This is a genomic window from Virgisporangium aurantiacum (assembly GCF_016863635.1).
GTDB classification, from domain to species: Bacteria; Actinomycetota; Actinomycetes; order Mycobacteriales; family Micromonosporaceae; genus Virgisporangium; species Virgisporangium aurantiacum.
The window spans coordinates 21,674-47,287 of the sequence record NZ_BOPG01000096.1; the positions used below are offsets into that span (position 1 = coordinate 21,674).

A 25,614-nucleotide genomic window follows, 5' to 3' on the forward strand; every position below is an offset into this window, starting at 1 on the left:
GATCAACTGGTGCTGAACCTCCAACCCTCGAGCACCGTTGGCGCCACCGTCGAGGTGGCTTGGTTGCTCCGCTCCCAGCAGTGGCCGCCAAAGCCGCCCGGCTTCTGGGCGTTGTAGCTCTGCCAGACCAACTGGCCCGTGTAGGCGACGTTGAATACCTCGACGCCGTACCGACCGACGACGCGGCTCTGGGCCGGCACGGTAACCGTCGCGTCGACCCCGATCTGGGTCGTCCGGGACTGCACGATCTGGGCGCTCACCGTCGTCTGGAGCGTCTTGGTGAGTTGCGCCGTCGTTCCGATGGTCACGGTCACCGAGTACGTGTTCGACACCGACGACGTGAAGGTGGCCTGGATCGGGGTGGACAGCGTGTTGTCGACGACACGTCCGTCGCTGACCGCGAACGCCGGCGATGCAGATTGGACCGTGTAGCTCACGCCCTCCCACACCAGCACGTTCCGACTTGCGGCACGAGTTTTCCACACGATGCCCGGGTCGGTCGGGCACGCGATGTCGGGACCGAACACACCGGCATGTGCGGGCGTGGGCACCACTACGGCTGACACCCCCGCGACGACCGCGACGGCCGCAGTCGAGGCAGATCGCCGCCATGACAGAATTCTCATACCGTTTCCTCCCTGCCCCAGCGTTCGCCGGGTGTGCGAGGACGGTATTCGTGGTCACTGGTAGGGCTCTGAACACGCACTGAAGAAGCGCTTACGACGCCGTTGACGACCCGACCGGGTCGGCGGACAGTGCATTCCCTGACGCGTCTGGTAATCACCAGATCGTCGGCGTTGACATCGGTCAGTCGATGCAGCCCCTGCCGGCGCTCTCTTCTGCCGCCGTCGATAGTCCCTCTGGAGCTCCTCGTATCGCCGCGACTGCGTGACTCTGCGTAGATAGTCGGGCGGTCCGGCAGCGCCGCCGCCAGAACGTGGTGCTCGGGGGTTGTAGCAGACCCGCTGCTCGGCTCCCGATCGGTGCGACGCCGATGCGGGGGCGCTCAACTTCCGGTTCGACACTGCGGCGAGCGGGTATGTGCGCCTACTGACGCACAGATGGCCAGATTCGCGGGACGATTCCGCGTCAAGATCATGGCGCGGTCCCGCTACAGAAGGTGAGGGCAGCGATGGCTGGCAAATTCGAGGTGTACTCCGATAAGGCAGGCAAGTTCCGGTTCCGGCTCAAGGCCTCCAACGGCCAGGTCGTCGCGACAGGCGAGGCATACGAGACCAAGACCGCGGCAAAGGCCGGCTGCGAGGGCGTACAGCGTGCTGCGAATGGCGCACAGATCGTAGAGACCGACGCCTGACACCCAGTCTTCTGCGTCGAGGATGACCCTGACAGCGAACCAAGGCCGCCGCCCGGGTGCATTTACTTTCCGGGCGGCGGTCGTATGCCTACTCCGCTCCGCCGGGCTCACGGCGTCGTAACGCCGGCCCCGAGCGTCGCCGTCAGTTGACCGGTCGCGGCGTCCCACAGCCGCAGCGGGCCGTCCGGGCTGCCGGTGGCGAGGGTGCGCCCATCCGGCGACCAGGCGACCGCCCAGCCGGCCGGCCCGGCGAGGGACCGGACGGGCGCCGCGGTGTCGGCGGCCCGCCAGAGGTGGACGTTGTTCTCCACATCGGCGGTCGCGATCAGGGTCGAGTCGGGCGACCAGGCCACCGTCTTGACGATCGCCTCATGGCCGCGCACGGTTGCCACGGGGATCGGGGCCGGTGCCGGCACGTCCAGATCCCAGACCCGAAGGGTCCGGTACGCACCGGCAGCGATCGACCCGCCGTCCGGGGACCAGGCCACGCTTGCGATCCACCTCGTCACGGTGGCGGCGGACCAGATCTTCGTTCTCGCTCCGGCGTCCCAGATGTGCACCGCACCCTCGGCGTCGCCGGTCGCGATCCGCGCACCGTCCGGGGACCAGGCCAGGTCCGCAATCCGGGGCTGCGGTAGGTGACCCGGATTTCGGGGCCTCGTCCGGTGGCGAGGTCCCACAGAACGAGCACGCCGCTGCGACCACCCGCCGCGAGCCGACCGCCGTCCGGGGACCAGCCGATCGTCCAGCATGCGGTGCCGTGGCCGGTGAACGAGCGGTCCAGCTTGCCGGTGTGCGCGTCGACCAGCCGGACCCGGCCGGAGCCTCCGGCGCTCGCGATCCGGGCGCCGTCCGGGGACCAGGCCAGCGCGTACACAGCGGAGCGGTAGCCCTTGAGCACCCGGGAGACGGTTCCGGTGGCGATGTCCCAGATCCGCACCGTGTCGGCACCACCGGCGGCGACGGCCGTGCCGTCCGGTGACCAGCACAGCGCCTGCGAGCACTCCGGTGCGTTCATCGGTCTCTCCTGTCGCCGGTCCTGCAACGAATCACGTACAGACCTGCCGCAGGGTTCCGGCGCATGGGAGCAGGAGTGACGGCCTCAGCGTTCAAGCCTGAGCGGCAGGGCTGCGAAGGCATCCTGATCTGCCGCGCTGCGGGCGGTATGCGGATCTGCCGGCGGGGTGGTATGGCCGTTCAAATGGTTTGAGCGGTAGGGCTTCGGTGAGGGCGAGGACGTGGGCGCGGCGATCGCTGGCTGACCACCGGCAGAGTTCAGATCTCGAGTGTCGGGACGTACACTGCCTTCGATGCGGCGTTTCAGGGCCGGGGTCGTCGTCGCGGCGGCCACGTTGGTGACGACCGGGTCCGTGGCTCCGGTTCCGGCTCCCCCGGTCGTTGGCGAGCCCTCGGCCAATGGCACTTCCGCCGAACAGTGGCGGAGCTTCTGGGTGGACTCCTTCCATTCCGGCATCTACACGCCGGCGGAAGTCGACGCGTTGGTCGCCGACGCTCGCGCGGCCAACGTCAACGCGCTGATCGTCCAGGTGGGCCGCTGGGCCGACTGCTTCTGCAACAGATCGCGCTTCCCACGCACGCACGCACCGATAGCCGCGTTGCCCTACGACCCGCTGGAGTACGCGATCCAGAAGGCGCATGCCGCCGGTATCGAGCTGCACGCGTGGGTCAACGCGACGCCGGTGTGGAACACCGCGGCCCCGCCACCGCAGCCCGATCACGTCCTCAACACGCACGGGTCGACGGCCACCGGTGCGGACCGGTGGCTCAACAAACGGGTCGATGGCGTCGAGGTCGGCGGAGCCACGATGCGCAGCCTCGATCCGGCCAACCCGGCTGCGGTCGACTACTACGTGGCCGGTATCGCGAGCATCGTCCGGGCCTACGACATCGACGGCATCCATCTCGACTACATCCGCTACCCGGACAACAATTCGAGCTCGACGCACAGTGACTGGGGATACTCCGAGGTCTCCCTCGCCCGCTTCCGCGCGGCAACCGGCCGCGAGAGCCCACCGGCGCCGAACGATCCGCAGTTCAGCGCGTGGCGACGGGCTCAGGTGACAAACTACGTCCGCAAGGTCTACCTGACCATGGGCTCGATCAAGCCGCGTCTGCGGCTGTCGCACAGCGCGATCGTCTACGGCCACGGGCCGCAGGCCGTCGGCGGGTGGACGAACACGCGCACCTACGCCGAGGTCTACCAGGATTGGCGAGGTTGGCTGGCGGAAGGGATCATGGATCTGACGATCGCGATGAACTACAAGCGCGAGAGCAAACCCGACCAGGCGCGCATGTTCGAGGAGTGGAATCAGACGCTCGCCGACAGCGCCGGCCACCGGCACACCGCAGTCGGGCCGGGACTGTACCTGAACACGGTCGACGAGAGCCTGGCCCAGTCGCGCAAGGCGCTCGCACCCTCGCCCGCTGGCAACACCGTCGCCGGCTGGAGCGGGTACTCCTACGCCGCACCGAGTGCGGCCTCGATGCGTGACCAGACACTCGCGAACGCCGACCGGAAACACCTGATCGCCGGACTGACGACAGCGGACCCGACCGGACAACGACCCCTGTTCGCCAGCCCGGCGACCGTCCCGGCCATGCCGTGGAAGGAACGACCCACAACCGGCCACATCGCGGGAACGCTCGTCATCACCGACGGCAGGCCGCTGGACCAGGCACCGGTCACGCTCACACACGTGCGTTCCGGGCGGACGGTCACCGGAAGGGTCACCGACGGCTCGGGCTGGTTCGGCTTCGTGGGCCTGGCGCCGGGAACCTGGCGGGTCAACGTCGCACTGCCGCCCGGCGTTCGGGGCACCTCCACCACGACCGTCGACGTCCGCCCGGGCACGACCGCCACGCCACGCCTGGGTCTGCTCGTCGGGCCGCCGGCCCCGCCACGGTGAAAGCGTTGCACCCGATGGCGACTTGCTCAGCGCGGTCGCCAGATCGACTTGGCGTGCGACGATAGATAACTGTGCATGGCTGGCTGGGCGGGATCGGCGCACTCATCGTGTTTGCCCTGTTGGTGTGGGGCCTCTTTCTGATGGCCGGCGTCCTTACGGTCAAGGCGCACGTCGACCTCAACAGCCAGGTGACGGCGTGGACGAACTACCGCGACTGGGCGCCGGTCACGGAACCGTCGCCGCTGCTGCTGAAGGCGGCCGACGCTGACAAGGCCGTGCTCGCTGTCCGCGGAGACGTGGGCGGCTATACCTGCACGATCATGTACGTCACCGGTTTCGAGTCGTTCTTCCTCGCCTGCGCGCTGCGGCTGCCGGGCATCACCGGGCGGGTGGCTCTGCGACGGCGCGGACGGTTGTCCTACGCCGTGCTCCGTGGCCGGGCTCTGTTCCAGCGCCGGCCGCGGACCCACACCGGCCTCCCCGAGCCGGACGTGCTGGACCTGGGCTTCGAGCGCGCGTACCGGGTCACCCTCGCGACCGGGCCCGCCGCGACGCTCATGACCCCGCCGGTGCGGCGGCGACTGGCGCGGGCCGCGGCAACGATTCCGGTCCAGAAGGTCCGGATCACCGACGACCTCGTCATGATCACTGCCGACACGTGGACGGTGCACGGCCATCTCGATCCACTCGTCGAGGCGCTCACGGCCATCGCCGAAGCCGCTCGAGCCGAAGTTCCACTAACGCCGTGGCCGCGGCGGCGTTTCCCGATGCCCGGCCGGGATGCCGGGGCGGTGACGCGGCTTCGGGCCGGCAGCCGCCAACTCGCGGGAGATGTGGACGCGTAGCGGCTGCACGAGGTCCAACGCCTGACTGCTGCGGTCTGCCTCCGGGCGTTGTTGCCACGCGATGTGCCGGACCTCTTTCTCGGCGGCGACCAGTTCCTCGGCACGCGGCCAGGCATGGAGCGCACGGCTGGTCGCGAATATCAGAGCCGCCAGGTCGGTGACCTCGATCATCCCGTCGTGAAGCCGGTCGAACGCGTCGAGCAGGTTGGTCAACATGCGGTGCTCGTCGATCGACATGCAAGGACAGTAACGCCGAGGCGAAACACTGCCGCAGCTGCGCGGTCGGCCGGGATCAGGCGATGTTGCGGTGTAGCTGCATGTAGTGCTGTCTTGTCTCGGGTGGCAGGTGCTCAACGGCGTACCGCAACGCGGTTCGGGGCATGGTTGCGGCGTTCCTGTCGAGAAATCCCAGTAGTGCTGGCTGATCACGCTTGCCGGCTTCACGTACCCATCCGCCGACGGCTTTCTGGACGAGGTCGGCAGGATCGTGGGCAAGGAGGTCGGCGATGGCAAATGTGTCGTGAAGGTCGCCGAGGCGGATGAAGTAGTAGGTGGCCACGATGGCGGTGCGGCGTTCCCACTGGCTTGCCGAGTGCGCCAGGCGGTACAGGGGTTGGCGGGATTTGTCGTACAGGTATCCGCCCACGACGTGGGGTGCGCAGCGGTCGACCAGGTCCCAGTTGTCGATCCGGTCGTGGCGACGCAGGTAGAGCTCGAACAGCTGCCGACGATGCTCGGGTGGGGTGCGTCGACGGCGTGCCTGCCAGTCCATGATGCTGACGGCGCCGACGCGCACGTCGTGGTCGGGGTGGTCGAGCAGGGCTTCGATCCCGGTGACCGGCATGTCGATCATTTCCTTGGCCAGAGCGAAGATCACCCGCATCGGTACCGTGCCGCCGGCCTGTGTGGCCTCGCGGTGCAGCCGATTGAGGAATGTCTCGGCGGTCGGGTCGGCGTCCACAAGTGCCCTCCGGTGTCCAGATGGTGAGGATCATAAGGACGACCGTTCTCCCGTGGCTGGGGGCGCCCTCACCACTGCGTCGAACGGACAACCGAGAACCAGACATCCGAAGCGCGAATTCTCCGGGCCACCAGGCGCGGGGACAGCCAGTAGGACCGGCGGGCCGCGGCATCCGACAACTCGGGCGGCGACGCCGAACTGGCGAAGTTCTACGCGACTACCGCGTGGTCCCTCGGGACTGCTTCACGGTCCGTCCCGCGTGACGGCGGCCGCGCCTCCCCGGACGCCGGTCCAGGAGGCACGGACCGGTCACGGGTTGTCAAAGATCGGGTGCGGTGGGCCGGCGGCCGCTGACAGAAACGCCATCACGGGTACCTCAACTGTTTCGGGGCGAGCGCGCCCGGGCCGTGTGGCCTGCCGATGTGGTTAGCCAGCCGGCCACACGAATCCGGGCCGAGCGTCAGCTCAGCAGCCGCCACCCAGGATGCACGGCTCGCAACTCGTGGTGCCGCCGGCGGTGTGACACCGCTGGATCCGCTTGATGCCTCCCGAGCAGTAGCACGTACGCCAGAAGGTGGTGTCGGCCTTCGCGGTGGTCTTCGGCACCAGCCGCTCCAACATCCGGTCAGCGAACCGAAGCAAGCTATCTGTCATTGAGGTCCTCCTCGTGTCGAGATCGGACCGGAGCCTGACATTCTCGGCTTGGCAAATCCTTGTCAAAGGGTTGACCAACCCGATCCGGCGGGCGCCTCACTGGTGTGAAAGCCTCGCTCGGGCTTCGCCGGCGTCTGGGTGACCGAGTTCGTCGAGGATGGTCAGGGCACGGCGCCAGTTCTCCCGAGCAGTGTGGTGGTCCCCCACCACGTGCCGGGTATCGCCGAGGCGGATGAGCGTGTCGGCTTCGTTGTACCGGTCGCCGATCTCGCGGTACAGCTCAACGGCGTTTCGACCACAGGCGGTGGCCTGTTCGTGGTGGCCGAGATGGCGGTGGGCGTACCCGAGGCTGTCCCAGGTGCTGGCCTCGCCTCTGCGGTCGCGGGAGTCCCGCTGCAGCGCGATGGCCGGTTCACAGTGGACCAGAGTCTGCTCGTAATTGCCGAGTTGGGCGTGGTACCAGCCAACGGCGTTCAAGGCGTTCGCCTGTCCTGCCGCGTTGCCGGCCTCGCGGTACAGGTCGAGGGCTTGTATCGCGTGATCGAGTGCCTGCGGGCACCGGCCCTGGCGGTCGAACAACCATGCCAGTCCGAGGTGGGTGTGGCCCTGACTGGTCCGGTTGTCGAGCTCGGTGAACAGCTCAAGGGCCCGGTTGAAGTGTGTGACCGCATCGTCGTGCCGGCTCAGCCGCGCGTAGGCGACGGCGAGGCCCCGATGGATGTGCGCCTGCCCAAGATGGTCGGTCTGGCCGTGGATGGCTCGAAGAGCGGTGCGGTGCGTGGCGGCCCACCCGTGCCAGTGGCCCCGTCGGTCGAAGAACTCCGTGAGCGCCCATGCCAGTTGCCAGGAGTGGGTGTTGAAGCCTGCCTTGGCGGCTTGCGCCACGACGGCGACCAGGACGACGCGCTCGGCGTCAAACCAGGCAAGCGCCTGTGCGTCGTCGGTGAGACGCTCCGTGGCGACCTCCGCCAGGGGTGTGCCGACGACGATCGGGTCTCGATGCGAGGTCAGCAGTCGATGCGCCGTGTGGGCGGTGTGCAGGTAGTGGTCGAACAGCCGGTGCAGCGCAGCGTGGCGTTCGGTGCCGTGGTCGTGGGTGTGGGCGAGTTCCGCGGCATACGCCCGCAGAAGGTCATGGAAACCGTACCGGCCGGGCCTGTTCTCGCTGACCAGATGCGCTCGGGCCAGTTCGGCCAGCAGCATGCGCACCGGCCCGATCGGCGTGCCGGCCAGACTCGCGGCGGCGGGTGCCGCGATGTCGGGCCCAGGGTGCAGACCGAGCAGCCGGAAGAGCCGCGCCGCACCGTGGCTGAGTGACTGGTAGGACCAGGAGAAGACGGCGCGTACCCGGGTGGCGTGGTCGCCGCCGTCGAAAGTGTCCAGGCTGACGCGCGGATCGTGCGGTTCACCGACGAGCGCGGCGAGGGCGAACGCCGGGTGCGTTGCCGCGCGAGCCGCCACGATCGCCAACGCCAACGGCAGTCGCGCGCACCTGGCGATGATGTCGTCCACCGCGCCGGCCTCAGCGGCGACGCGTTCGGCACCCAGACGGCGGGCCAGCAGCTCACGGGCCTCGTCCGCGGACAGCAGGTCCAGCGGCAGCAACTGGGCACCATCGACAACCAGCAGGCTGGCGAGCTGGTTGCGGCTGGTTATCACGACGGCGCACCCGGGCGACCCGGGTAGCAAGGGCCGCACCTGGTCCGCGTCGCGAACGTTGTCCAACATGATCAACATGCGCCGACCGGCCAGGAGGCTGCGGTAGGAAGCGACCTGGGCCTCCAGCGTGGCCGGAATGTGCTCTGCGGGCACCTGCAGTGTCTGCAGCAGTACCGGCAACGTTTCGCTCGGGCCAGCCGGCGGGTCGACCGGATCGAAGCCGCGAAGGTTCAGGAATACCTGGCCGTCCGGAAAACGATCGCGGGCCTGCTGTGCCCACCGCACCGCCAGAGTGGTCTTGCCCACCCCGGCGGTCCCGGTCACCAGACAGATCGAGGGTGCGGTCGCAGTGGCGTCCTCGGCGAGCAACGCGTCGAGGCGGCGCAGATCGTCGGAACGGCCCGCGAAGCTGGCAAGGTCGGGCGGCAGTTGGGCCGGCACGAAGCGTGCCTGCGTGCCCACCGGGAGCAGGTCTTCGGTCCGGGCGGTGTCGGCGATGATGGACGCCTCCAGCGCGCGCAACTGCGAACCCGGTTCCAGGCCGAGCTCGGCGACGAGTAGCTGGCGAGCCCGGCGGAAGGCATCAAGGGCGTCGGCCCGACGCCCGCACCGGTACAGGGCCACCATCAGCTGGCCGTGCAACCGTTCCCGCAATGGGTGTTCGACGGTGAGGCTGGAAAGCTCAGCGACGACGTCCGCGTGCCGCCCGGCGTCGAGCTCCGCGTCGATCCGGTCGCAGATCGCCGCGAATCGCGACTCCTCCAGCTCACTGCACAACCGTTCCCGCGCGTCGCCCGTCGCCGCGTCCCCAAGGGCCGGCCCCCGCCACAGGTCAAGCGCCAAGGCCAGCCGCGCGGAGCGCACCGAGGGATCCTTGACGGCTCGCGCCTCGTCCACCAGACGGTTGAACCGGTGCAGGTCCACGCACTCCGGCCGGACCTGCAGCAGGTAGCCCCCGCCCCGGGCCAACAGCCGAACCGACTCGGCGGCGTCACCGCCGGTCGCCGACCGTAGCGCAGCGCGGATGTGAGACATCACGGTCTGCAGCGCCGCCCGCGCCATCGGCGGCGGCTTCTGGTTCCAGAGCAGGTCGACCAGGCGGTCGACGGCGACCGCCCGGCCGGGCTCCAACAGCAGTACCGCCAGCGCCAGCCGTTCCTGGCGCCGCCGCAGTGGGACCAGCACGCCGGTCTCGGATCGGACTTCCACCGGCCCGAGCAGCCGCAACTCCACATCGGGCACTCTACGGTGATCCGCGGACCGGGCAACCACCGCCAGTATCAACACCACCGGTCCCTGAGCAAGGCCCGTTCCGCTGCTACGGTACGTCAATGATCGGCTGCGTCCTGGCCATGGTCGGCTGACCGTGGCGGCCGTCCTCGGCGCGTACTACCCCGGATACGCCGACAATCCGCGCTACCCGGTCGCTCGGATCCCGGCCGATGTCCTGACCCATGTCTTCTACGCGTTCGCCCGCATCGATCAGGGTCGGTGCGTAGTCGGCGGAAATGCGCCGCAACACTTCGCCGACCTGGCGGCGCTCAAGCGCGCCTACCCCGGGCTGCGGACGCTGATCTCGATCGGCGGCTGGGGCGCGGGCGGGTTCTCCGACGCGGCGCTGACGCCCGAGTCGCGGGCCGCGTTCGTGGACTCCTGCCTCGGGCAGCTCGGTGACTTCGACGGGGTGGACTTGGACTGGGAGTTCCCGGTGTCGGGCGGACCCGAGAATGTGACGCACCGGCCCGAGGACCGGCGCAACGCCACCCTGCTGGCGGTCGAGTTCCGCCGGCGCCTCGGACCCGACCGGCTGCTGACGGCCGCGCTGCCGGCCGGCCGGTTGCAGTCCGCCGGGCCGTACGATCCGGCGGAGAGCTTCGAGCTGGCGGTACTGGCCGGTGTGCTGGACTTCGTCAACCTCATGACCTACGACTTCGGTACGGCGTTCTCGCCGGTCGCCACGTTCAACGCGCCGCTGTACGAGATTGCCGAGGACCCGCTGGATCCGGCATTGCGCCCGTGGAACTGCGTTTCGGGTGCGGTGACGTACTACGAGGCCGCCGGGGTGCCGCGGGACAAGATCGTACTCGGGGTGCCGTTCTACGGTCGCGGGTTCCGGGTGACGGGTGCCGGTCGTGCCGAGGCCGGCGGTGGGCTGTTCCAGCCGCAGACCGGCACGGTCGAGGTCGGCGACTGGCGCGACATCCAGCGCGACCTGCTCCCCGATCCGGCCTGGAGCCGCTACCGCCACCCGGTGGCGCGTTCGCCGTGGCTCTACCATGCCGGCTCGCGGACGTTCGTGAGCTACGAGGACGCCGAGTCGATCGAGGAGCGATCCCGGTTCTCAGCAACGCACGGCTTGCGGGGGGCGTTCATGTGGGAGCTCGCCGGCGACGACGACGAGCACACCCTGCTGGCCGCGATGTCCCGCCCGTTTCAATCCAGCCTCCCGCTCGGGCGGCCCCGGCCGCGACGATGAGACGCTCCTCCGAGCGGGTCAGGTCGTCCTGAGTCTGGCGCGGACGGTGTCGGCCGTCGGGTGGTCGAGGTCGTCGAGGATCGTGAGGGCCCGGCACCAGGTGGAGCGCGCGGCAGTGGCGTCACCCGAAGCGCGCTGGGTGTCCCCGAGGTTGATGAGCGTCGTCGCCTGTTCGCACCGGTCGCCGAGATCGTCGAACAGGTCGAGAGCCTGCCGGTAGCAGCTCACCGCGTCGGGGTGCTGGGTGAGGTGGTGGTGGGCCTGCCCGAGGCTGTCCCACGTGCTCGCCAGCCAGGGCCGGTCGTCGAGTTCCCGCAGGAGCGGGAGCGCCCGCTCGCAGTGGTCGAGCGCGTGCCGGTACTCGCCGAGTTCGAGGTGGCACCAGCCGATCTGGGTGAGGGTCTCGGCATGTCCGGGTCGGTAGCCGGCGGCCCCGTACCGCGCCATGGCCCGCTGGGCGCAGTCGAGACCGCGACGGGCGTGGCCCCGCTCCGTCCACATTCTGGCCATTTCCAACAGGGTGTGGCCCTGCCCGAGGTCGTCGCCGGCCTCGATGGACGCGTCCAGCGCGCGCAGGTAATGCGTTTCGGCGTCCCGGTGGTGGCGGAGCAGGTAGCTCGCGCGGGCGAGGTAACGGTGGGCGTAGGCCCGCGCGCGCGGATCGGCGAGTCGTTCGCCGGACGCCACGGCGGCCCGGGCGCCGGCCAGCTCGGCCAGCAGGGCCCTGGTCTCCGCGAACGGCAGGCTGGCGAGGCTGGCCGCCGCATGGGCGGAGATGTCGGGCCCCGGGTGCGGCCCCAGCAGCCGGAACAGCCGCGCGGCGCCGGGGGGTGAGCGTCGTGTACGACCAGGAGAACACCGCCCGCACGTCGGTGGTGAAGCCGTCCAGGTGGGTGCCGTGCAGCTCGTCCGCCAACGCCCGTAAGGGAAAGCGCGGATGGGTGGCGGCGCGGGCGGCGACGATGGCCAGCGCGAGCGGCAGCCGCGCGCAGCGCTCGATGATGTCGGTGACCGCGTCCGGATCGGCCGCCCGAGGCCCTACCGGGGCGCGATCCCCGGTGACGAGGCGACCGTCACCATCCGGGAGAACAACCCGGTTGGCGGGAACTGGTTGGCCAGGGCGCGCCTGCACTGCGCGCGGTAGACGCACCCGTTCAGGCAAGCCGGCTGGCGGCGCCAGCCGGCTCGCCCCTGCGGTTCTGGTACGCAAGCTGACTTTGTCGATGCAATCGAGCAGGACTCGGCCCAACGATCCCCACCCCCGCCGGCCGCCGGCCAATCAACGCGGCCCCGTGGACGATTACAGGATGTCTGGTTGGCCCGCGAGGCGGCGCCCAGGTTCGGGAGAGTCTGTTCTCGATCTCGTAGTCACTACGTCGCGGACGCGAGGAGCCTGCCGCTTGCGTGAGGGTCAGGGGTCATCGGGGCGCGGCTAACGAGTCTGAACGTCGGCGGCCATGCCGGACGCGCCCCAGACCAAGACGTCCCCGGATCGACTCGCAGTCGGCAACGCCGGTACACGTTGAACGCTTCTCTGGTGGCAACGCCAACTGGCCCGACGACGGTCCTGGCGTGGCGTCGATGCCGTACGCGGCGCTTCGCCCGGCGAGCACCCCGCCGCCCCGGCGGACAGTCAACCGTCAACAGTGGACAAAATCTGTCGGCTACTTTCCTGAAACCGACCGACGCCCCATTGAGTGTTACTTGCATCGATGAGCGACATCGACCTCGGCACACAGGGGAGCGGGAGAGAGATGAATCTGATCCACGGGGGACGGCGGCTTATGGCCGTCGGCGTCCTCAGCCTCGCGGCGCTGGCGTTCGTCGGATCGGCGGCGGCCGCGTCGCCGGCCGTCGCCGGACAGGCGCCGGCCACCGGGCCGGCGAAGTTCACGGTCGACACGGCGCCGCTGGTGCTCAGCCACGACGGCACCCATTACACCGGGGACCTGCGGGTCACCGTACGCAACGTCGGTGGGGAGGCGTCAGAGAACACGATGATGGAGCTGGGCCTGCCGGCCGGTCTGAGATTCAACAGCTCCGACGGGGTCTGCACGTTCGGCGAGGCCCGGGTGTACTGCGCCATGTTCGGTGGGATCGAGCCGGGCGCGCGGAAGACCTACACGCTGTCGTTCGGTTCCTGGGCGGCTCCGTCAGCCCGGGCCCGGATCACTTCGGTGGCCGACCTGACGGTCACCCCGGATGGGGAAGGCGCAACCGGCGCCGCGTCGGACACCTACGCCGGCATTTTGAAGAGCACCACCGGTTCGATCCGTCACCCGCGGCCGTACGCGCCGAGCACCGTCGCCCGGACGCAGCTCACCGCCGGACCGGCCGCGATTCGGGAGCTGCCGGGCACGGCGGGTACGCGCGAGTTCGAGGTGCGCATCCCGGTGACCGTCCGGGCGGGTAACGACATCCCGAACGACTTTGGTGTGGTGCGCATCGCCAAGCCCGAGGGCACCAGTCTCCCGCACACCGAGCCGTCGGCGGTCTGCACGTTGGACTGCGAGGTGCCCGGCGACTGGATGGCCGCCGGTGAGACCCGCACCTTCGACATCGTCTTCACCTACAACCCGGCGACGCTGCCGGTGGACGAGAAGGTGACCCTCGAGGGCGTCATGAACCACGGCGGCCTGATCCAGCCAGAGGCGACCCCCGCCCGCAACACCGCGACGGTTCCGCTGACCATCGCGGCATAAGCGCGTATCCCCCGGGTGACCCGAACCGGGGTCACCCGGGACTCACGCCTTACTGCGCCTTTCCACAACCCGGCCGGCAGCTTCCCGATCACGGTCACCGCCACCGACAACGGCTCGTGCGTGCCCTGGCCCAGTGCGACCACGAGGGACCGTTCGGGCGGCCGGTGCGGGTCTCCCGAGCCTCGATCGACCGGTGGAACCGGGCCTGGCGCCGGGTGCGCGAAACGCTCGAATGGGGCACAGATCAGGCGTCGAGGACCGCGGGCGCCCGGCCGCGCGACCGGCGCCGCCCGCCCAGACGGGCGCCGAGGTACACCAGGCCCAGCCCGACCGCGTAGATGACCAGATTCACCAGGCCGTACGCGAACAGGTCGGCGTTTTCGTACCGGGGAAACGGGCCGCCGAACGCCGCGCCCGATCCGCTTGCCCACTCCATCACGAGTGACAGCGTCTGGAACGTGAAGACGAACGCGTGCGCCGCGATGTACGCGACGAAAGCCGCCATCCGGTTGCGGACGAAGAATCCCAACGGCAGCGGGGCGAGGATCATGAGGATGAGTTCCATGCGATGACGATGTCCCTCGGGACCGGTCCGCGTCTTCCGTGCCGTCGCTGAAACCCGGCACGGGTGGGCGCGTGCTGGTGGACGCGTGCTGGCACGGATGCGCCCGGGGTCCTCGGTCCGGGACGATGGAGGGATGACCACCCGGCCCCACGTACTGCTCGCCGCCGGCGTGCTCGCGTACCTGGCCGGGATCGCGGCGAACCTCACGATGAACGCGCCGGACGCGCACGCCAACGCGGTGCAGGCGCTCACGACGTTGTCGCCGGCGCTGGTGCTGGGGGTAGTGGTGGCGGTGCGTCGCCCGGCGAGCCCGGTCGGGCCGGCGTTGGTCGCGCTGGCGGCCGCGCCATCCGCCGCGTGGGCGATGGAGAACTGGGGTGTCAGCGACGCGCCCGCGGCATCCGTCGGTGCGTACGTGTCACCCGGGGCGTGGGTGTTCAACCTGGCCGGTTTCGTCGTGCTGTGCCTGGTCTTCCCCGACGGGCGTCCGCGCGGACGTTTCTGGGCTGTCCTTCCCTGGGCCTACCTGGCCGCGGCCGTCGCGGTTATCGCGCTGATCGCGGTCGAGCCGCTGGGCTACGCCGACCGCGGTGGACCGTTGCCGGGAACGACGCCGCTGCCGTGGCCCGACCCCGTGTTCCGGGCCCTGGAGGTGCTCGTCGGCCTCGGCCTGCTCACCGTGCTCGGCGGCGCCGTGGCCGCTCTGGTGGTGCACTACCGGCGCGGCGACGATCTGGTGCGGGTGCAAGTGCGCTGGCTGATGCTCGGTGCCGGGTCGGTGCCGGTTCTGCTGGCCGCCGGCTGGATCGCCGAGTTCGCCGGCGCGTCCGTCAACGTCTACCTCGGCTTCCTCGCCGCGATGGTTCTCTTCGTACCGGCGACGGTCGCGGTCGCGATCCTGCGCCACGACCTGCTCGACGTCGATCGCCTGCTCGGCGGCACGGTGGCCTGGGCGGTCACGTCGGTGGTGTCGGCCGGGGTGTTCGCCGCCGTGGTGCTGGCAATCGCGCAAGTCGGGGCCGGTGTTGTCGGTGGGACGGCCGGCAGCGTCACGGCGGCGGCATTCGTGACCGCGCTGGTTCTGCTGCCGTTGCACCGGCGGGTCCACGACGTGGTCGGCCGCCTGCTCGACCGGGAGCGGACCGTCATGATCGCGACCGTGCGGCAGTTCGTCCGCGACGTCCGCGACGGGCGCGCCGAACCGGAGGCCGTGCAGGACGCGCTGCGTTCCGCCCTCGACGACCGGGCGCTCGTGGTGCTGCTATGGCTTCCGGGCGCCGACGGGTACGTTGACCTGTCCGGCGGCGCTCACACGGTCCCGGATTCCGCACAGGCGATCGCCCTGACCGCCCGCGGCTCCGAGGTCGGCGCGGTCCTCCTCGGCCGGACGACGGCGCGGCGCCGACGCCGCGCCCTGGAGGCGGCCGTGGAGGCGCGGCTGCCGCTGGAGGTCAGTCGGCTACGGGTCGAACTGCGCCGTGCGCTTGCCGATGCCCGCGCCAGCCGCACCCGGCTGGTCGAGGGCGTGGCCGACGAGCGCCGCCGGCTCGAGCGTGACCTTCATGACGGCGCCCAGCAGCGCGTCCTCGCGGTCGGGATGAGGTTGCGGTCCGCGCAGCGCCGGCATCCGCCGGGCGACCCGACCCACGCGGACCTCGAGGCCGCGGTCGCGGCATTGGAGGGGACGGTCGCGGAACTGCGCCGGCTCGCCCACGGCGTCCGGCCCGGCCGCCTCGACGAGGGGCTCGACGCGGCGATCCGCGACCTCGTGCGCGACAGTCCGGTGCCGGTCTCGTTGGATCTGTTCCCGGGCCCCGCCGGTGCCGGTCTCGCCGGCGTGGGCGAGGCGGTTGCCACCACGGCGTACTTCGTTGTCGCCGAGTGTCTGAGCAACGCGCTCAAACACGCCGACGCGTCCTCCGTCACGGTGACGCTGGCGCGGGCCGGCGGGCGTCTCACCGTCGCAGTGGGCGACGACGGCCGCGGCGGCGCGAGCGGTCTCACCGCGTTGCGCGACCGCGTGGCGGCAGTGGGCGGTCAGCTCGAGATCGACAGCCCTCCCGGGGGCGGCACCACGGTACGAGCGGAGCTGTAGACGTGCGGATCATCGTCGCCGAGGACTCGGTGCTGTTCCGGGAAGGGCTGGTACGGCTGCTCACCGAGGCCGGCCACGAGGTGGTCGCCGCGGTCGGCGACGCTTCAGCCCTGACCGACGCCGTGGGCGCGGCCCGTCCTGACCTGATCGTGGTGGACGTACGCATGCCGCCCTCGATGACCGACGACGGTGCGCAGGCGGCGCGGGAGTTGCGTAGCGTCGACCCCGATTTGCCGATTCTCCTGCTGTCGCAGCACATCGCCACGCGGCACGCGGTCGACCTGGTGGCGACCGGGGCGTTCGGCTATCTGCTGAAGGACCGGGTACTGCGCGTCGACGACTTCCTCGACGCGGTCCGCCGGGTCGGCGCCGGCGGCTCGGCGCTCGACCCGGCGATCGTCGGCGCGCTGGTGAGCCCCGGACACGACCTCCTTCACGCTCTCACCATCCGGGAACGGCAGGTGCTGGCACTGGTGGCGGAGGGCCTGTCGAACAGCGCGATATCGGCCCGCCTGGTGGTGACCGAGCGCACCGTCGAGACGCATATGCGCGCGATCTTCCAGAAACTCGGCCTCCACGACTCCGACGACACCCACCGGCGGGTCCTCGCGGTGCTCGCGTTCCTGACGCGCGGGTCGAGGTGAGCCGGTTCCGTTTGCCGAAAATGCGCTGATGATCGGCATCGGGCCGGCGCCGGCGGCGTGACGCCGCAGTTTGTGGAATCAGCGCGAAGGGTAGATCGCCGTCCATGGTTGATGAACGGGTGAAGTCGGTCGGCGGCTATCTCATGCGGCTTGGTGGCGGGGTCCTGGTCATTCTCGGGATCCTCGGGGCATTCACCGCACTGTCGCAGGGCAATCTCATCGGGATCATCATCAGCGTCGCGTTTGTTGTCGGTGGGGCGTTCCTGTTCAAGCGCTCGAGCGGCACCAGGCGAGCGCGAGAATCGGCATCGGTCTCCCGCGGGTGACCACGTGAGGAACACGGCGCCACGTCGTGGAGAGGTCGGCGTCGATAAAGGCGTCAACACCACATGGCCTTGAGCGGGGACCAAGTTGCCGGCACTCAAGGCATCGACCTGGGGCACCTTCGCGCCGGCTGCGCACGACGAGCCGCACCGGTGCGGCTGTCAATATCGGTCCCGCCGTCGACAGGTATCGGCCTCACCGTGAATCGCACCAGCGCGCCCCGTCTCGGACGCCACCCGGCAACACCGTCGTAGCGATTCGGTTCTGGGGCATCGCGACCGCCCCAGCCAAGATCACGTTTACGGGTTTGCCGCGGACAACGCGGCCGTGCGGATCTGGGCTCGCGACCTGGTCGAGGCCGAGGGGCCGGCGCGCCGACGTCGACTGTGTGCTGGCCCTGTCGTACGCCGCGGCCTGCCGCGACGACGCCGAGCAGGCAGCCGAACTGATCGGGGCAAGCGGCGGCGGACTGTTCCACGACACAGCCAACTTCGTGCACCACATGCTCATCCGCGACCGGGTCGTACGCCCGATGCTCGACCCGCCGGCGTTCGAGGCGGCACTCGGGCGCGGCACGGCCAATCCGTCGCCGCGATCCTCGCCGAACAGGGCCTCTGACCGACGGCGGAGGCGTCGTCAAGCCCTGGCAGCCAAGGAGTTGTGCACCGCAACCTGTGGGAGCGTCGCCGGCGCGCCGTAGCCGTGCTCGACCAGCCACCGGATCTCCATCAAGCTGCGCAACGACGAGTACGCGCGAAACACGTCGATCTCGACCTCGCCGCCGTAGCCCGCGACGGCGCACGGGGTGTGAGCTGGGCCGATGTCCTGGTGGGAGATGATCGGGTTCGCGCGTCCGCGCCTCGGCCCTCCCGACGCCTCCCGAACGCTTGATCGGTGCACGCACAGCGGGCATCGTCGCGCAAGTCTGGACTACTGAACGTAGTCAACGGTAGCTCTGGCCATCTCGACGGTGAATCACCCTCGGTGCGGGTTAGGTTGCCGTTGTTGCTGGTTATGGTGGTCGCGGGCGCCAGTGTTCTACAGTCTGCCGGTGTCGTTGACCAGCGATGATCTGGATGTGATCCGGCGGAGGCGTTCGTATCGGGCGGGTATCTGGGTGGCCCGTGCGGCGCTGCCGGTGGGGCTGCTGTGTCTGATACTCATCGTGACCGACCCGGATGTCCGGTTCTCTGGTCCGCTGACGTTCGTCTCTCTGGTGGGTTCGGTGTTCTCGTCCCGCCAGGACGATCAGGCTCGGGTTGCCCTTCGCCGGACGCTCCACAGGGACGTGTTCGGGCTCGGTCTGAGACCACGCCCGGCCGGGGACGTCTGATGGTGGAAGGCGGCAGGCCGGGCGGGCGGCCGTACAGCGTGGAGTTGCAGCTGACCGTCGACGACGCCGGCGGCGACCTGGGCGAGTTGGCCTATCGCTGGTTGGACGAGGTGTCGATGGCCCGTGCCTCCGCGGCGCGGGCGCAGGTTGCACCGTTGCCCGCGCGGATCGCACAGGGGCCGCTGGGCGAGCCGGGTGACGTTTTCGGGTTCCTGTCGATGTCCCGCCCGATTCCCGGCCGGCGCCTGCGCGGTCAGTACCGTCATGCGTCGGAGGCGGGCATGCGGTGGGTACGGCAGGAACTGCGGGACGTGCCCCGGTCGGTACACCTGTGGTTCGGCAACCTCGACTACCGCGGCAACCGGGCCGGCAGCCTGTGCAGCGCGAAAGTCGACCGCCACGACACCGCACCGAACCGGGTCGTCCTGACCAGCACCGTGTCCGAGGCAGACCTGACCGATCCGCTCGACGGTGCCCAGGCGCAGCGGCTCTACCTCGACCTCATGTTCCGCTTCGCGGACCAGGCCAACCCGGCCTACGGCCACATCGCCTACCACGATCACGGAAGGACCGCGTTCGAGGCCGGCCTGCGCAACATCGACAACCCGGCTCCGCCGCAATGGTGGTCCTACCCGCGCACGCTCGAAGTCTGCCGCGAGGCACTGCGCGGATACTCGTGGCTGACGATCCTGCCGCAGGAACTCCTCGACCGGGTCGGTGGCCTGGACACCCTCGCCGGGAGCGGCGCATTCGTCGAGGTCCGCCCGCTGCACGCCGGCGGGGTGTGGCTACTGGCCACCGACGACTACCGCACCTTCGACGACGCCGCCCTGCTGCGCGTGTTCCACGCCCTGGCACCCGCACTCCGGCCGGGACCGGTCACGCTCTGGCCTCCGTCACCCGGCGAACCGGCCCTTCGCGTCGTCCCGAAGAATGCCGGCCGCTACCCCTTGGGACACGACCGGACACCACCCGACCGCGACCCGTCGACCCCGTTCTGGTGGACCGTCACCGTCGACAATCCCAACCCCGCCGACGTCTGCATCCAACGGGTCACGAACGCCGAACTCGTCTCGATCGGCGCGGTCGAGCCGATCGAGACGGCCTACTGGAGAATGCCGCTCGTCGCCGAGGTCGTTCTCCCGAAGGACGCCGACCCAGGCGAAGCGGCCGAGGTTCTCGCCGATGCCGTCGGACGCGCTATGCACGCCGCGATCGCCTACACACCCGCCATACCGGAAGGCGCCGCCGAACCACGACTGGTCGACTCACCGCTGGAGCCGCCTCCCGGCCACCAGATCGCCGTCTACTTCGCCCGCCTGCTTGTTGAGTCCAAGACGAAACCGGAACCGGCCAAGGTCTTCGCCCATCTCGACATCGCCTGGTCCCACGCCTGGAAACGGCGGTACAGCCGCACCGGCCACCAGCGACCCGTGTTCGTCCCGACCACCATGGACCGCTTCAACCTCGGCTACGCCGCCACGAACATCCACCGGACAAGCCTCGAAGACGGCGCCAGCAGGATCTGACAGCCCTGGATCTCAGCAAAGAACTGACCCGGCCGGGGTCAACCGACCGCAAACCAGAAGAGTGACACGTTCACGCACCGGTGCATTCATGCACAGGGGTTCGACGGCACTCCCTGTCCCAGTATGCGAGGGCGATGACCGTCGCTAATGACACGCATAGCTGGCTGCCGACAGCCAGATCAGGTTGCGCTCATGCCGTCGATCGAGCGCAGGCTCGGTGTTGACGATCGTCTCGGTTCGTGCGGGTGGGGTCGTTCCGCCGCCGGTGACGGTTCGTGCCGAGGTCAATGCATCTGGAACGCCGCGGGCGCGACCGGCGGAGGTCCTTGAGGAACGTCGGCAGCGGACGTGAAGCGGCCGGCCGACACTCAAACGAGCCGCGATCAAGGCGTCCGGATCTGGCCGCCGACCGCGCTCTACGTTGGGTAACTGCTCTTGGCCAGAGTGCGGCTGACGTGCCGACGTTTGCTGACCCGCCGACGATCATCTCAGCAGAGTGCGGCGCATACTGGCGCGCATCCCGGAACGCATGGCCGGGTGACCCGTTCGGCGAGGTGGCCCAGCCCTGCACGACATAGGGTGTCTGCTGCTCGTCGACGTCTGCCCCATCGCATAGCCCGACGCGCCGAGGCCGAGACTCCGAAGGCCGGTTGAGATTCCACCACCACGGCGATAGCAGCTGCTACACCGCACCGGGCGTTAAAGAGTTCCGCCGCCTGCTGCCGCCATCGAAGGGGTTCCGCTTTACGGTGACGGTCACAGCGGCGGCCACCGGGCCGTCAGCGCGCGGCGAATGGCGGTGAACCGGTGCACCTGCACGGCTACGACACCCTCGAGTCCGTCGGCTCGCGGCGCCTGTCGTCGCGGGTCGTGGACGGCACCCCGCTGCTGGCCGATCCGGCGTTCCTCGCCGCCGAGGCAGCCGGCGACGGCCCCTGGATCGACGAGATCTCCGCCGTGTTCGACGTGACAGCCGACGACCTGCGCACGCTGCGCCACCGCCACCTGTCCGACCCCGACGCGCTGCCGGTATTCACGGTCCCCCTGGTCACCGGCGGCGCTGTCCTGATCATCCACCGCATCGACCCGACGCCGGACCATCTCCAGTACCGAACCGACTACTGGCTGGCACCGGCCACCGGCACCGGCATGCGGCTGGCCGAGATCTCCGGCCACGGCTCACGACCCGGACTGCGCTGGCCCGAACTGCGCGCAATCGCCCGCACCGCGTCCCCCGATCCACTCGTGACCGCCCAGCGGCTCCTGCTCCTCGCGCCGATTCTGGGTGACGACGCCGCCGGCGACGAGGCGGTCGACTGGTTCGCGCGGGCGCTGGAGGTCGTCACCGGCCGCGACCGCCGCGACCGCGCGGTACGCGACGCCGCCTTCATGACCGTCTTCCCGAACGACCCGTTCGACGAGGGCGCCTGGTCGTGCATCGACGGCGTGTGGGTCTGCCACGCCCGGCACAGCTGCCGCAACCCCGTCGGCGATCACGCGCTACGCCCGGACGAGTTGCGCCGCTGCTCCGCGGCGCTCACGCCGGCCAGCTGAACACACCGGCGGGGTTGACCGGCCGGGCACTCAGCATCGACAGGCCGGTCGAGGCCTTGGCCAGGTGCGGCCATACATGACGGGGTGCGGGATTTCCAGCGGTGCTCCTCCGAGGGCCAACGCGAGCACAGCGGCCACAATCAGCTTGATCGGCTGAGCATTAGCCGCTGGCCGCGATGCCGGGCAGCGAGCGCGTCGACGTCGATACCGGCCTCGTCGAGAACGTTCTCGACGCGTCTGATGACCTCGAAGATCTCGGCGTCCGGCGCCGCCTCGAAGCGGTGCTCCACCAGATCGGCAACCGCTATATCGAAGCACTCCAGGACCTCATCGGTCTCCTGGATCATCGGCTCGGGCCAGAGCTCGACCGCGAAGGCGTCATCCGGATCAAGGGCTCCGGACGCCAGGCCGGCCTTCTCTTCCGCCACCTGCTCCCGCCACCGGGCGGTTGGACGCTCCACCATGATCGGCACGGTAGCCCACGAAATCGTGATGGCTAATCGAATCAGACCCGGCCGATAGCCACGCACGTTGCGATGAACGAACAGCCTGGAGCCGAGACCCACATCGCAGCAAGAATAGTGATTTTGGTGTCCGGATCTGCCGCGATCCAGGCGCTACGACGCCGGATGATTGGCGACAGTCTCCTGGCTCACCTCGATGACGACGGCAACGAGCGGCTCGTCGGCTCGAGTCGTGTGTTCTTCGCCCGCTGCCCAGAACGCTGCCTTGCCGGTCGCGATTGGCTCCCACACGCCGTCGTGACCGCACACGCTGCCGCGTCCCGCCACCACCACGAAGAGTTGATCGACGGTCGCCGGATGCCTGCCGATCTCGCCACCGGCCGCGACGTGCATGACAGCAACACCGCCACGACCGATCCGCGTCAACGGGCAGAACTTGACCCCCGAACTTCCGAAGTCCGTGATATCTCTGCCCTGTTCCACCGGATACGTCATGATTCGCATCGGCTGAAGCTACTCCGCACCGGACCTCACGGCCGGTCGCTGCGACCGAACGACGCCCTGTAGTGCCGCTGGTCGGGCATGGTCGACTCGGTCGAGGCCCGATAGGTGCGGGGTGGTACATGGCGGCCGGCGGACGAAGCCGGCAGTCCGCTGTTGGTCCGGCTCTGGCCGGACGATCGGCGCAGGCTGCGCGAGTTGGGGTGCGAGCTGGTCTGGGCAACCACGTGGATGGACGACACGGGCGAGGTGATCTCGCCCCGTCTCGGCCTTGCGCAGTGGCCTGTGATGGCGTGGCCCGACGAGGACGAGGTGGGGTGTGGGCTGCAAGTTGTAGGAGAAGGCCGAAGTCGACACCGAGCGCACGAACGCCGTACTGACGGCGAACCAGCCGGTACGCGAGGCCCTGCCGGGCCGGCTCGCCCGCGTGACGGCCGTCACCCGGCGCCATCCAACCGGCCGGCAAGCCCGAACAGCAGATAGGCACCTGCTTCCACCCGTTGTGGCCCACGGCCGGAAAGGCATGACCCTCGTGCGACGCAATGCAATCCGACGCGTGATAACCCTTCTTGGCGGCGTGGTGGTCACGGCCGTCATCGTTTCCGGCGCCGCGACGGCCGAGGCCACATCACTGTCCACGCGCGACCGGGCCGATGCGGCCGCTGGCTGGCTGGCCCGGCAGATGACCGCCGGGGAACGTTTCGAGAACAACTTCGGCTTCATCCTCCCGAACCAGGATCTGACCGTCCACGCGGTCTTCGCCTTCACCGCCGCCAGGACCGCGGATGCCTACAGCAGACGTGCGATGGCCTGGCTGGCGCGTCCCGACATCCTCACCGGGTACACCGGCGATGGCGCCTTCACGTCCTTCGCCACCACCAACGCCAAGCTTGCCCTCCTGGTGCAGGTACGGGGCGGTGACCCGACCTCGTTCGGCGGGGTCGACCTCATCAGTCGGCTGCGCGACCTCCAGCAGCCCTCCGGCCGGTTCTCCGACCGGACCGGGTTCGGCGACTTCAGCGGCCCCAACACGCAGTCCTTCGCGCTGCTCGCGCTGGACCGCACGGCGGAGGGCGCGCCGGCGGCGGCCGCGGACTTCCTGATCGCCGCTCGCTGCGCCGACGGTGGGTACCCGCTGGTGTTCGGCCAGCCGACGTGCACCAGCGCGGTCGAGCCGACCGCGTTGGCGACACAGGCCCTGATCGCCGTTGGCCGACACGCCGACGCGGCCGTGAGCCTGCAGTATCTCCTGTCCGCGCAACACGCCGACGGCGCGTTCGGCGACTTCTCCGGGGTACCCAACGCCACCGGTACGGCGGAGGCCGCGCAGGCGCTGCGCGCCGCCGGCCGGTTCGTCGCCGCGTCCAAGGCACAGTCGTTCCTGGCCGGGCTCCAGGAGGGCTGTTCCTCCGATCCGGCCCGGCGCGGCGCGGTACCGAACACCGCGGGCTTCTACGACCCCACGGCCACGACGCTGCGGTCCACCGCGATCGCGACCCTTGGCCTATCCGGATCCCACTACTCGCACCTGACCACACGTGGATCGACGTCCGGCGCACCCACCCTGAAGTGCCCGAAGAAGAAGTGAGGTTTCGCCCTGTGGGTCGGCGCGTTGGTGGCAGGTGCGGATCGTTGTCGAGGGAGGCCATGCCGGTGGGAAGCTGCGCGAGTACGGCGCGGGTTGCGTTGTTCACGCTGGTCGGGCCACGACCGATCCGGGACTCGTCGCGTTTGCCGGTGACGTCGGCGGAGATCAGCCACATGCCGGTCTCGTGGGCTCGCCGGGCCCTGATCTGGTGGTGACGGTCCTGCCATCACCGCGCCTTGTCCCGATGCATCATGTCTGCACTGGTACAACGCAACGTCACGGAGGCCGCGCCGAAACGGTCGTAGGTTGCCAACATCACCCGGATCGAGCAGGGTGCGCCATGTCGGCGCCGGCCGCGGCGATGGCCCGGTTGAAGAACTCGCGTCGCAGCGAGGCACCGTGGCCACCGGCCGTCGCGCGATGGCATCGCCGGTCAGCGCAGCAGGTCCTGGAAATCGCCGACCGCCTCGCCGTAGCGCTCGTTGAAACTCTGCAGTACCGCCGACATCAGCAGGGTGAAGTCGACCTCCGCCACGCTGCGCGGCGACGGAGCGCCGAGTACGTCCTCGTACTTGAAGCGGACGACGTCCAGGTGGACCGGCCGCCGAAGACGCCTGGCCCCGAGCAGGTTCAGCAGCGCCTCGGCGAGCGCCGGATAGGGGGTGGACTCCGGGTCGGTGAGCCATTGCGTCACATCCGCCACCGGGACGCTGTGATCGATCCCGACCATGTGCAGCGCGATCAACGTGGCGGTGGCGATGGCGGCGGCCGCAGCCCTACCCTGGTTTGCATCCGTAAGGACGCGGGCGTAGGCCCGCAGCGCCTCGGCGCGCTCGAACCACGGCTGGGGGCAGGCGGCGATGTTACTCAGGTAGACGGGGTTCTGGGCATCCCGATAGTCCAGGACGAGCGGGATGTCACATCCCGGGTGGCGTACCTCGATGCGGCCGGTGCGGCCACCGGCGAAGAACGGGTCGGCGGACGTCAGGTACGGGCCTTGGACCAAGGGCAGGGTGGTGAGATCCTCGGGCAACTGCTCGTCGTCCATGCGCAGGACTCGTGCCGTGTACTTGTGTCCCTCCGGCAGGAGCCGGAACGTGAAGCTGTGGTTGTCGGGAGTGTGGAAGACGAACGTGCCACCGTAGTCGAGTTTGGCGGGGAGATGGGTGTTGCGTTCCAGCGTCCGCTTCTGGAACGTTTCGAAGTCCATGGGCAGCGACGTCTCGGGGTCGATGGTGTCGGCCTCCATCGCGTACAGCATCCCGAGGTTTTCCGGTCCCCCATCGCCGATCCCTTCGACTCCGGCGGGCGGCGTGCGGTACGCGGCGATATAGAACCCGAGCCGACGCTCCGGCGCATCGCGATTGAGGTCAAGTAGATACCACGGCCCAGCGGGAAACGCGCCGTCTCCCTCGGAGAACATCAGGTTCAGCTTGTCGTCGGTGCCCTTCCAGGCTAGGAACAGCCGGCCGTTGTGC

Annotated in this window: 25 protein-coding genes; 14 read left to right on the forward strand and 11 right to left on the reverse strand. The window is 69.5% G+C overall.

What is annotated here, in order from left to right; genetic code table 11:
• Window positions 1-2: 2 nt before the first annotated feature.
• Window positions 3-626 carry a hypothetical protein gene (locus Vau01_RS54940; protein WP_204010098.1) on the reverse strand — a complete coding sequence of 208 codons (624 nt, stop codon included), beginning with the start codon at window positions 624-626 and terminating at the stop codon, window positions 3-5.
• A 506-nt stretch (window positions 627-1,132) separates the two neighbouring features.
• Between Vau01_RS54940 and Vau01_RS54945 the strand changes: the two genes are divergently transcribed.
• Window positions 1,133-1,315 carry a YegP family protein gene (locus Vau01_RS54945; RefSeq protein WP_204010100.1) on the forward strand — a complete coding sequence of 61 codons (183 nt, stop codon included), beginning with the start codon at window positions 1,133-1,135 and terminating at the stop codon, window positions 1,313-1,315.
• 107 nt (window positions 1,316-1,422) lie between these two features.
• Here the strand turns inward: Vau01_RS54945 and Vau01_RS54950 are convergent, their stop codons facing one another.
• A complete protein-coding gene (locus Vau01_RS54950) occupies window positions 1,423-1,938 on the reverse strand; it encodes a WD40 repeat domain-containing protein (protein WP_373320468.1) in 516 nt (171 codons plus the stop codon).
• Window positions 1,821-2,333 (reverse strand): WD40 repeat domain-containing protein, encoded by a 513-nt coding sequence (locus tag Vau01_RS54955; RefSeq protein WP_204010103.1) that lies wholly within the window; start codon window positions 2,331-2,333, stop codon window positions 1,821-1,823. The genes Vau01_RS54950 and Vau01_RS54955 overlap by 118 nt, the downstream gene beginning before the upstream one ends.
• Window positions 2,334-2,625: 292 nt before the next feature.
• Between Vau01_RS54955 and Vau01_RS54960 the strand changes: the two genes are divergently transcribed.
• Entirely contained in the window at window positions 2,626-4,242 is a 1,617-nt protein-coding gene (locus Vau01_RS54960) for a family 10 glycosylhydrolase (protein WP_204010123.1), read from the forward strand.
• A 71-nt stretch (window positions 4,243-4,313) separates the two neighbouring features.
• Window positions 4,314-5,087: a hypothetical protein gene (locus Vau01_RS54965; protein WP_204010127.1), complete on the forward strand. Its 774-nt coding sequence runs from the start codon at window positions 4,314-4,316 to the stop codon at window positions 5,085-5,087.
• A 292-nt stretch (window positions 5,088-5,379) separates the two neighbouring features.
• Here Vau01_RS54965 and Vau01_RS54970 read toward each other — a convergent pair whose 3' ends face one another.
• The 3 genes from Vau01_RS54970 to Vau01_RS54980 all read right to left on the reverse strand — a co-directional run bounded on the left by Vau01_RS54970 (window position 5,380) and on the right by Vau01_RS54980 (window position 9,594).
• Entirely contained in the window at window positions 5,380-6,048 is a 669-nt protein-coding gene (locus Vau01_RS54970; RefSeq protein ID WP_204010130.1) for a DNA alkylation repair protein, read from the reverse strand.
• Window positions 6,049-6,513: 465 nt separating this feature from the next.
• The gene (locus tag Vau01_RS54975) at window positions 6,514-6,702 is read right to left on the reverse strand and encodes a hypothetical protein (RefSeq protein ID WP_204010133.1); all 189 of its coding nucleotides are present in this window, start codon (window positions 6,700-6,702) and stop codon (window positions 6,514-6,516) included.
• 96 nt (window positions 6,703-6,798) lie between these two features.
• Window positions 6,799-9,594, reverse strand: coding sequence for an AfsR/SARP family transcriptional regulator (locus Vau01_RS54980; protein WP_204010136.1), 2,796 nt, complete (start codon window positions 9,592-9,594; stop codon window positions 6,799-6,801).
• 133 nt (window positions 9,595-9,727) lie between these two features.
• Between Vau01_RS54980 and Vau01_RS54985 the strand changes: the two genes are divergently transcribed.
• A complete protein-coding gene (locus Vau01_RS54985; RefSeq protein WP_204010139.1) occupies window positions 9,728-10,837 on the forward strand; it encodes a glycoside hydrolase family 18 protein in 1,110 nt (369 codons plus the stop codon).
• An 18-nt stretch (window positions 10,838-10,855) separates the two neighbouring features.
• On the opposite strand, the gene Vau01_RS54990 is transcribed toward Vau01_RS54985, so the two are convergent.
• On the reverse strand, window positions 10,856-11,524 hold the full coding sequence (locus Vau01_RS54990) for a tetratricopeptide repeat protein (protein WP_204010142.1): 669 nt from the start codon (window positions 11,522-11,524) through the stop codon (window positions 10,856-10,858).
• Between the two features lie 250 nt (window positions 11,525-11,774).
• Between Vau01_RS54990 and Vau01_RS54995 the strand changes: the two genes are divergently transcribed.
• On the forward strand, window positions 11,775-11,981 hold the full coding sequence (locus Vau01_RS54995) for a hypothetical protein (protein WP_204010145.1): 207 nt from the start codon (window positions 11,775-11,777) through the stop codon (window positions 11,979-11,981).
• A gap of 610 nt (window positions 11,982-12,591) precedes the next feature.
• Window positions 12,592-13,539, forward strand: coding sequence for a hypothetical protein (locus tag Vau01_RS55000; protein WP_204010159.1), 948 nt, complete (start codon window positions 12,592-12,594; stop codon window positions 13,537-13,539).
• Between the two features lie 244 nt (window positions 13,540-13,783).
• On the opposite strand, the gene Vau01_RS55005 is transcribed toward Vau01_RS55000, so the two are convergent.
• Complete coding sequence (locus Vau01_RS55005; RefSeq protein ID WP_204010162.1) at window positions 13,784-14,104, reverse strand: hypothetical protein; 321 nt, start codon at window positions 14,102-14,104, stop codon at window positions 13,784-13,786.
• A 133-nt stretch (window positions 14,105-14,237) separates the two neighbouring features.
• Here Vau01_RS55005 and Vau01_RS55010 point away from each other — a divergent pair, with 133 nt between their 5' ends.
• The 7 genes from Vau01_RS55010 (at window position 14,238) to Vau01_RS55040 (ending at window position 21,583) form a co-directional block, all read left to right on the forward strand.
• Window positions 14,238-16,199, forward strand: coding sequence for a sensor histidine kinase (locus tag Vau01_RS55010; protein ID WP_204010165.1), 1,962 nt, complete (start codon window positions 14,238-14,240; stop codon window positions 16,197-16,199).
• A 2-nt stretch (window positions 16,200-16,201) separates the two neighbouring features.
• Window positions 16,202-16,843, forward strand: coding sequence for a response regulator (locus tag Vau01_RS55015; RefSeq protein ID WP_204010168.1), 642 nt, complete (start codon window positions 16,202-16,204; stop codon window positions 16,841-16,843).
• Between the two features lie 104 nt (window positions 16,844-16,947).
• Window positions 16,948-17,169 (forward strand): DMT family transporter, encoded by a 222-nt coding sequence (locus tag Vau01_RS55020; protein ID WP_204010171.1) that lies wholly within the window; start codon window positions 16,948-16,950, stop codon window positions 17,167-17,169.
• A 386-nt stretch (window positions 17,170-17,555) separates the two neighbouring features.
• Window positions 17,556-17,867 carry a hypothetical protein gene (locus Vau01_RS55025; protein WP_204010174.1) on the forward strand — a complete coding sequence of 104 codons (312 nt, stop codon included), beginning with the start codon at window positions 17,556-17,558 and terminating at the stop codon, window positions 17,865-17,867.
• A gap of 351 nt (window positions 17,868-18,218) precedes the next feature.
• On the forward strand, window positions 18,219-18,500 hold the full coding sequence (locus tag Vau01_RS55030; protein WP_204010177.1) for a hypothetical protein: 282 nt from the start codon (window positions 18,219-18,221) through the stop codon (window positions 18,498-18,500).
• On the forward strand, window positions 18,500-20,029 hold the full coding sequence (locus Vau01_RS55035; protein ID WP_204010180.1) for a hypothetical protein: 1,530 nt from the start codon (window positions 18,500-18,502) through the stop codon (window positions 20,027-20,029). The genes Vau01_RS55030 and Vau01_RS55035 overlap by 1 nt, the downstream gene beginning before the upstream one ends.
• 807 nt (window positions 20,030-20,836) lie before the next feature.
• Window positions 20,837-21,583 (forward strand): hypothetical protein, encoded by a 747-nt coding sequence (locus tag Vau01_RS55040; RefSeq protein ID WP_204010183.1) that lies wholly within the window; start codon window positions 20,837-20,839, stop codon window positions 21,581-21,583.
• 140 nt (window positions 21,584-21,723) lie between these two features.
• Here the strand turns inward: Vau01_RS55040 and Vau01_RS55045 are convergent, their stop codons facing one another.
• Window positions 21,724-22,047 (reverse strand): hypothetical protein, encoded by a 324-nt coding sequence (locus Vau01_RS55045; RefSeq protein WP_204010185.1) that lies wholly within the window; start codon window positions 22,045-22,047, stop codon window positions 21,724-21,726.
• Between the two features lie 153 nt (window positions 22,048-22,200).
• A complete protein-coding gene (locus Vau01_RS55050) occupies window positions 22,201-22,551 on the reverse strand; it encodes a cupin domain-containing protein (protein ID WP_204010186.1) in 351 nt (116 codons plus the stop codon).
• A gap of 553 nt (window positions 22,552-23,104) precedes the next feature.
• On the opposite strand from Vau01_RS55050, the gene Vau01_RS55055 reads away from it, so the two are divergent.
• The gene (locus Vau01_RS55055; RefSeq protein ID WP_239152787.1) at window positions 23,105-24,136 is read left to right on the forward strand and encodes a peptidase; all 1,032 of its coding nucleotides are present in this window, start codon (window positions 23,105-23,107) and stop codon (window positions 24,134-24,136) included.
• A 433-nt stretch (window positions 24,137-24,569) separates the two neighbouring features.
• Here Vau01_RS55055 and Vau01_RS55060 read toward each other — a convergent pair.
• Window positions 24,570-25,614 (reverse strand): hypothetical protein (locus tag Vau01_RS55060; protein ID WP_204010190.1); only part of this gene is annotated, 1,045 nt, incomplete at its 5' end.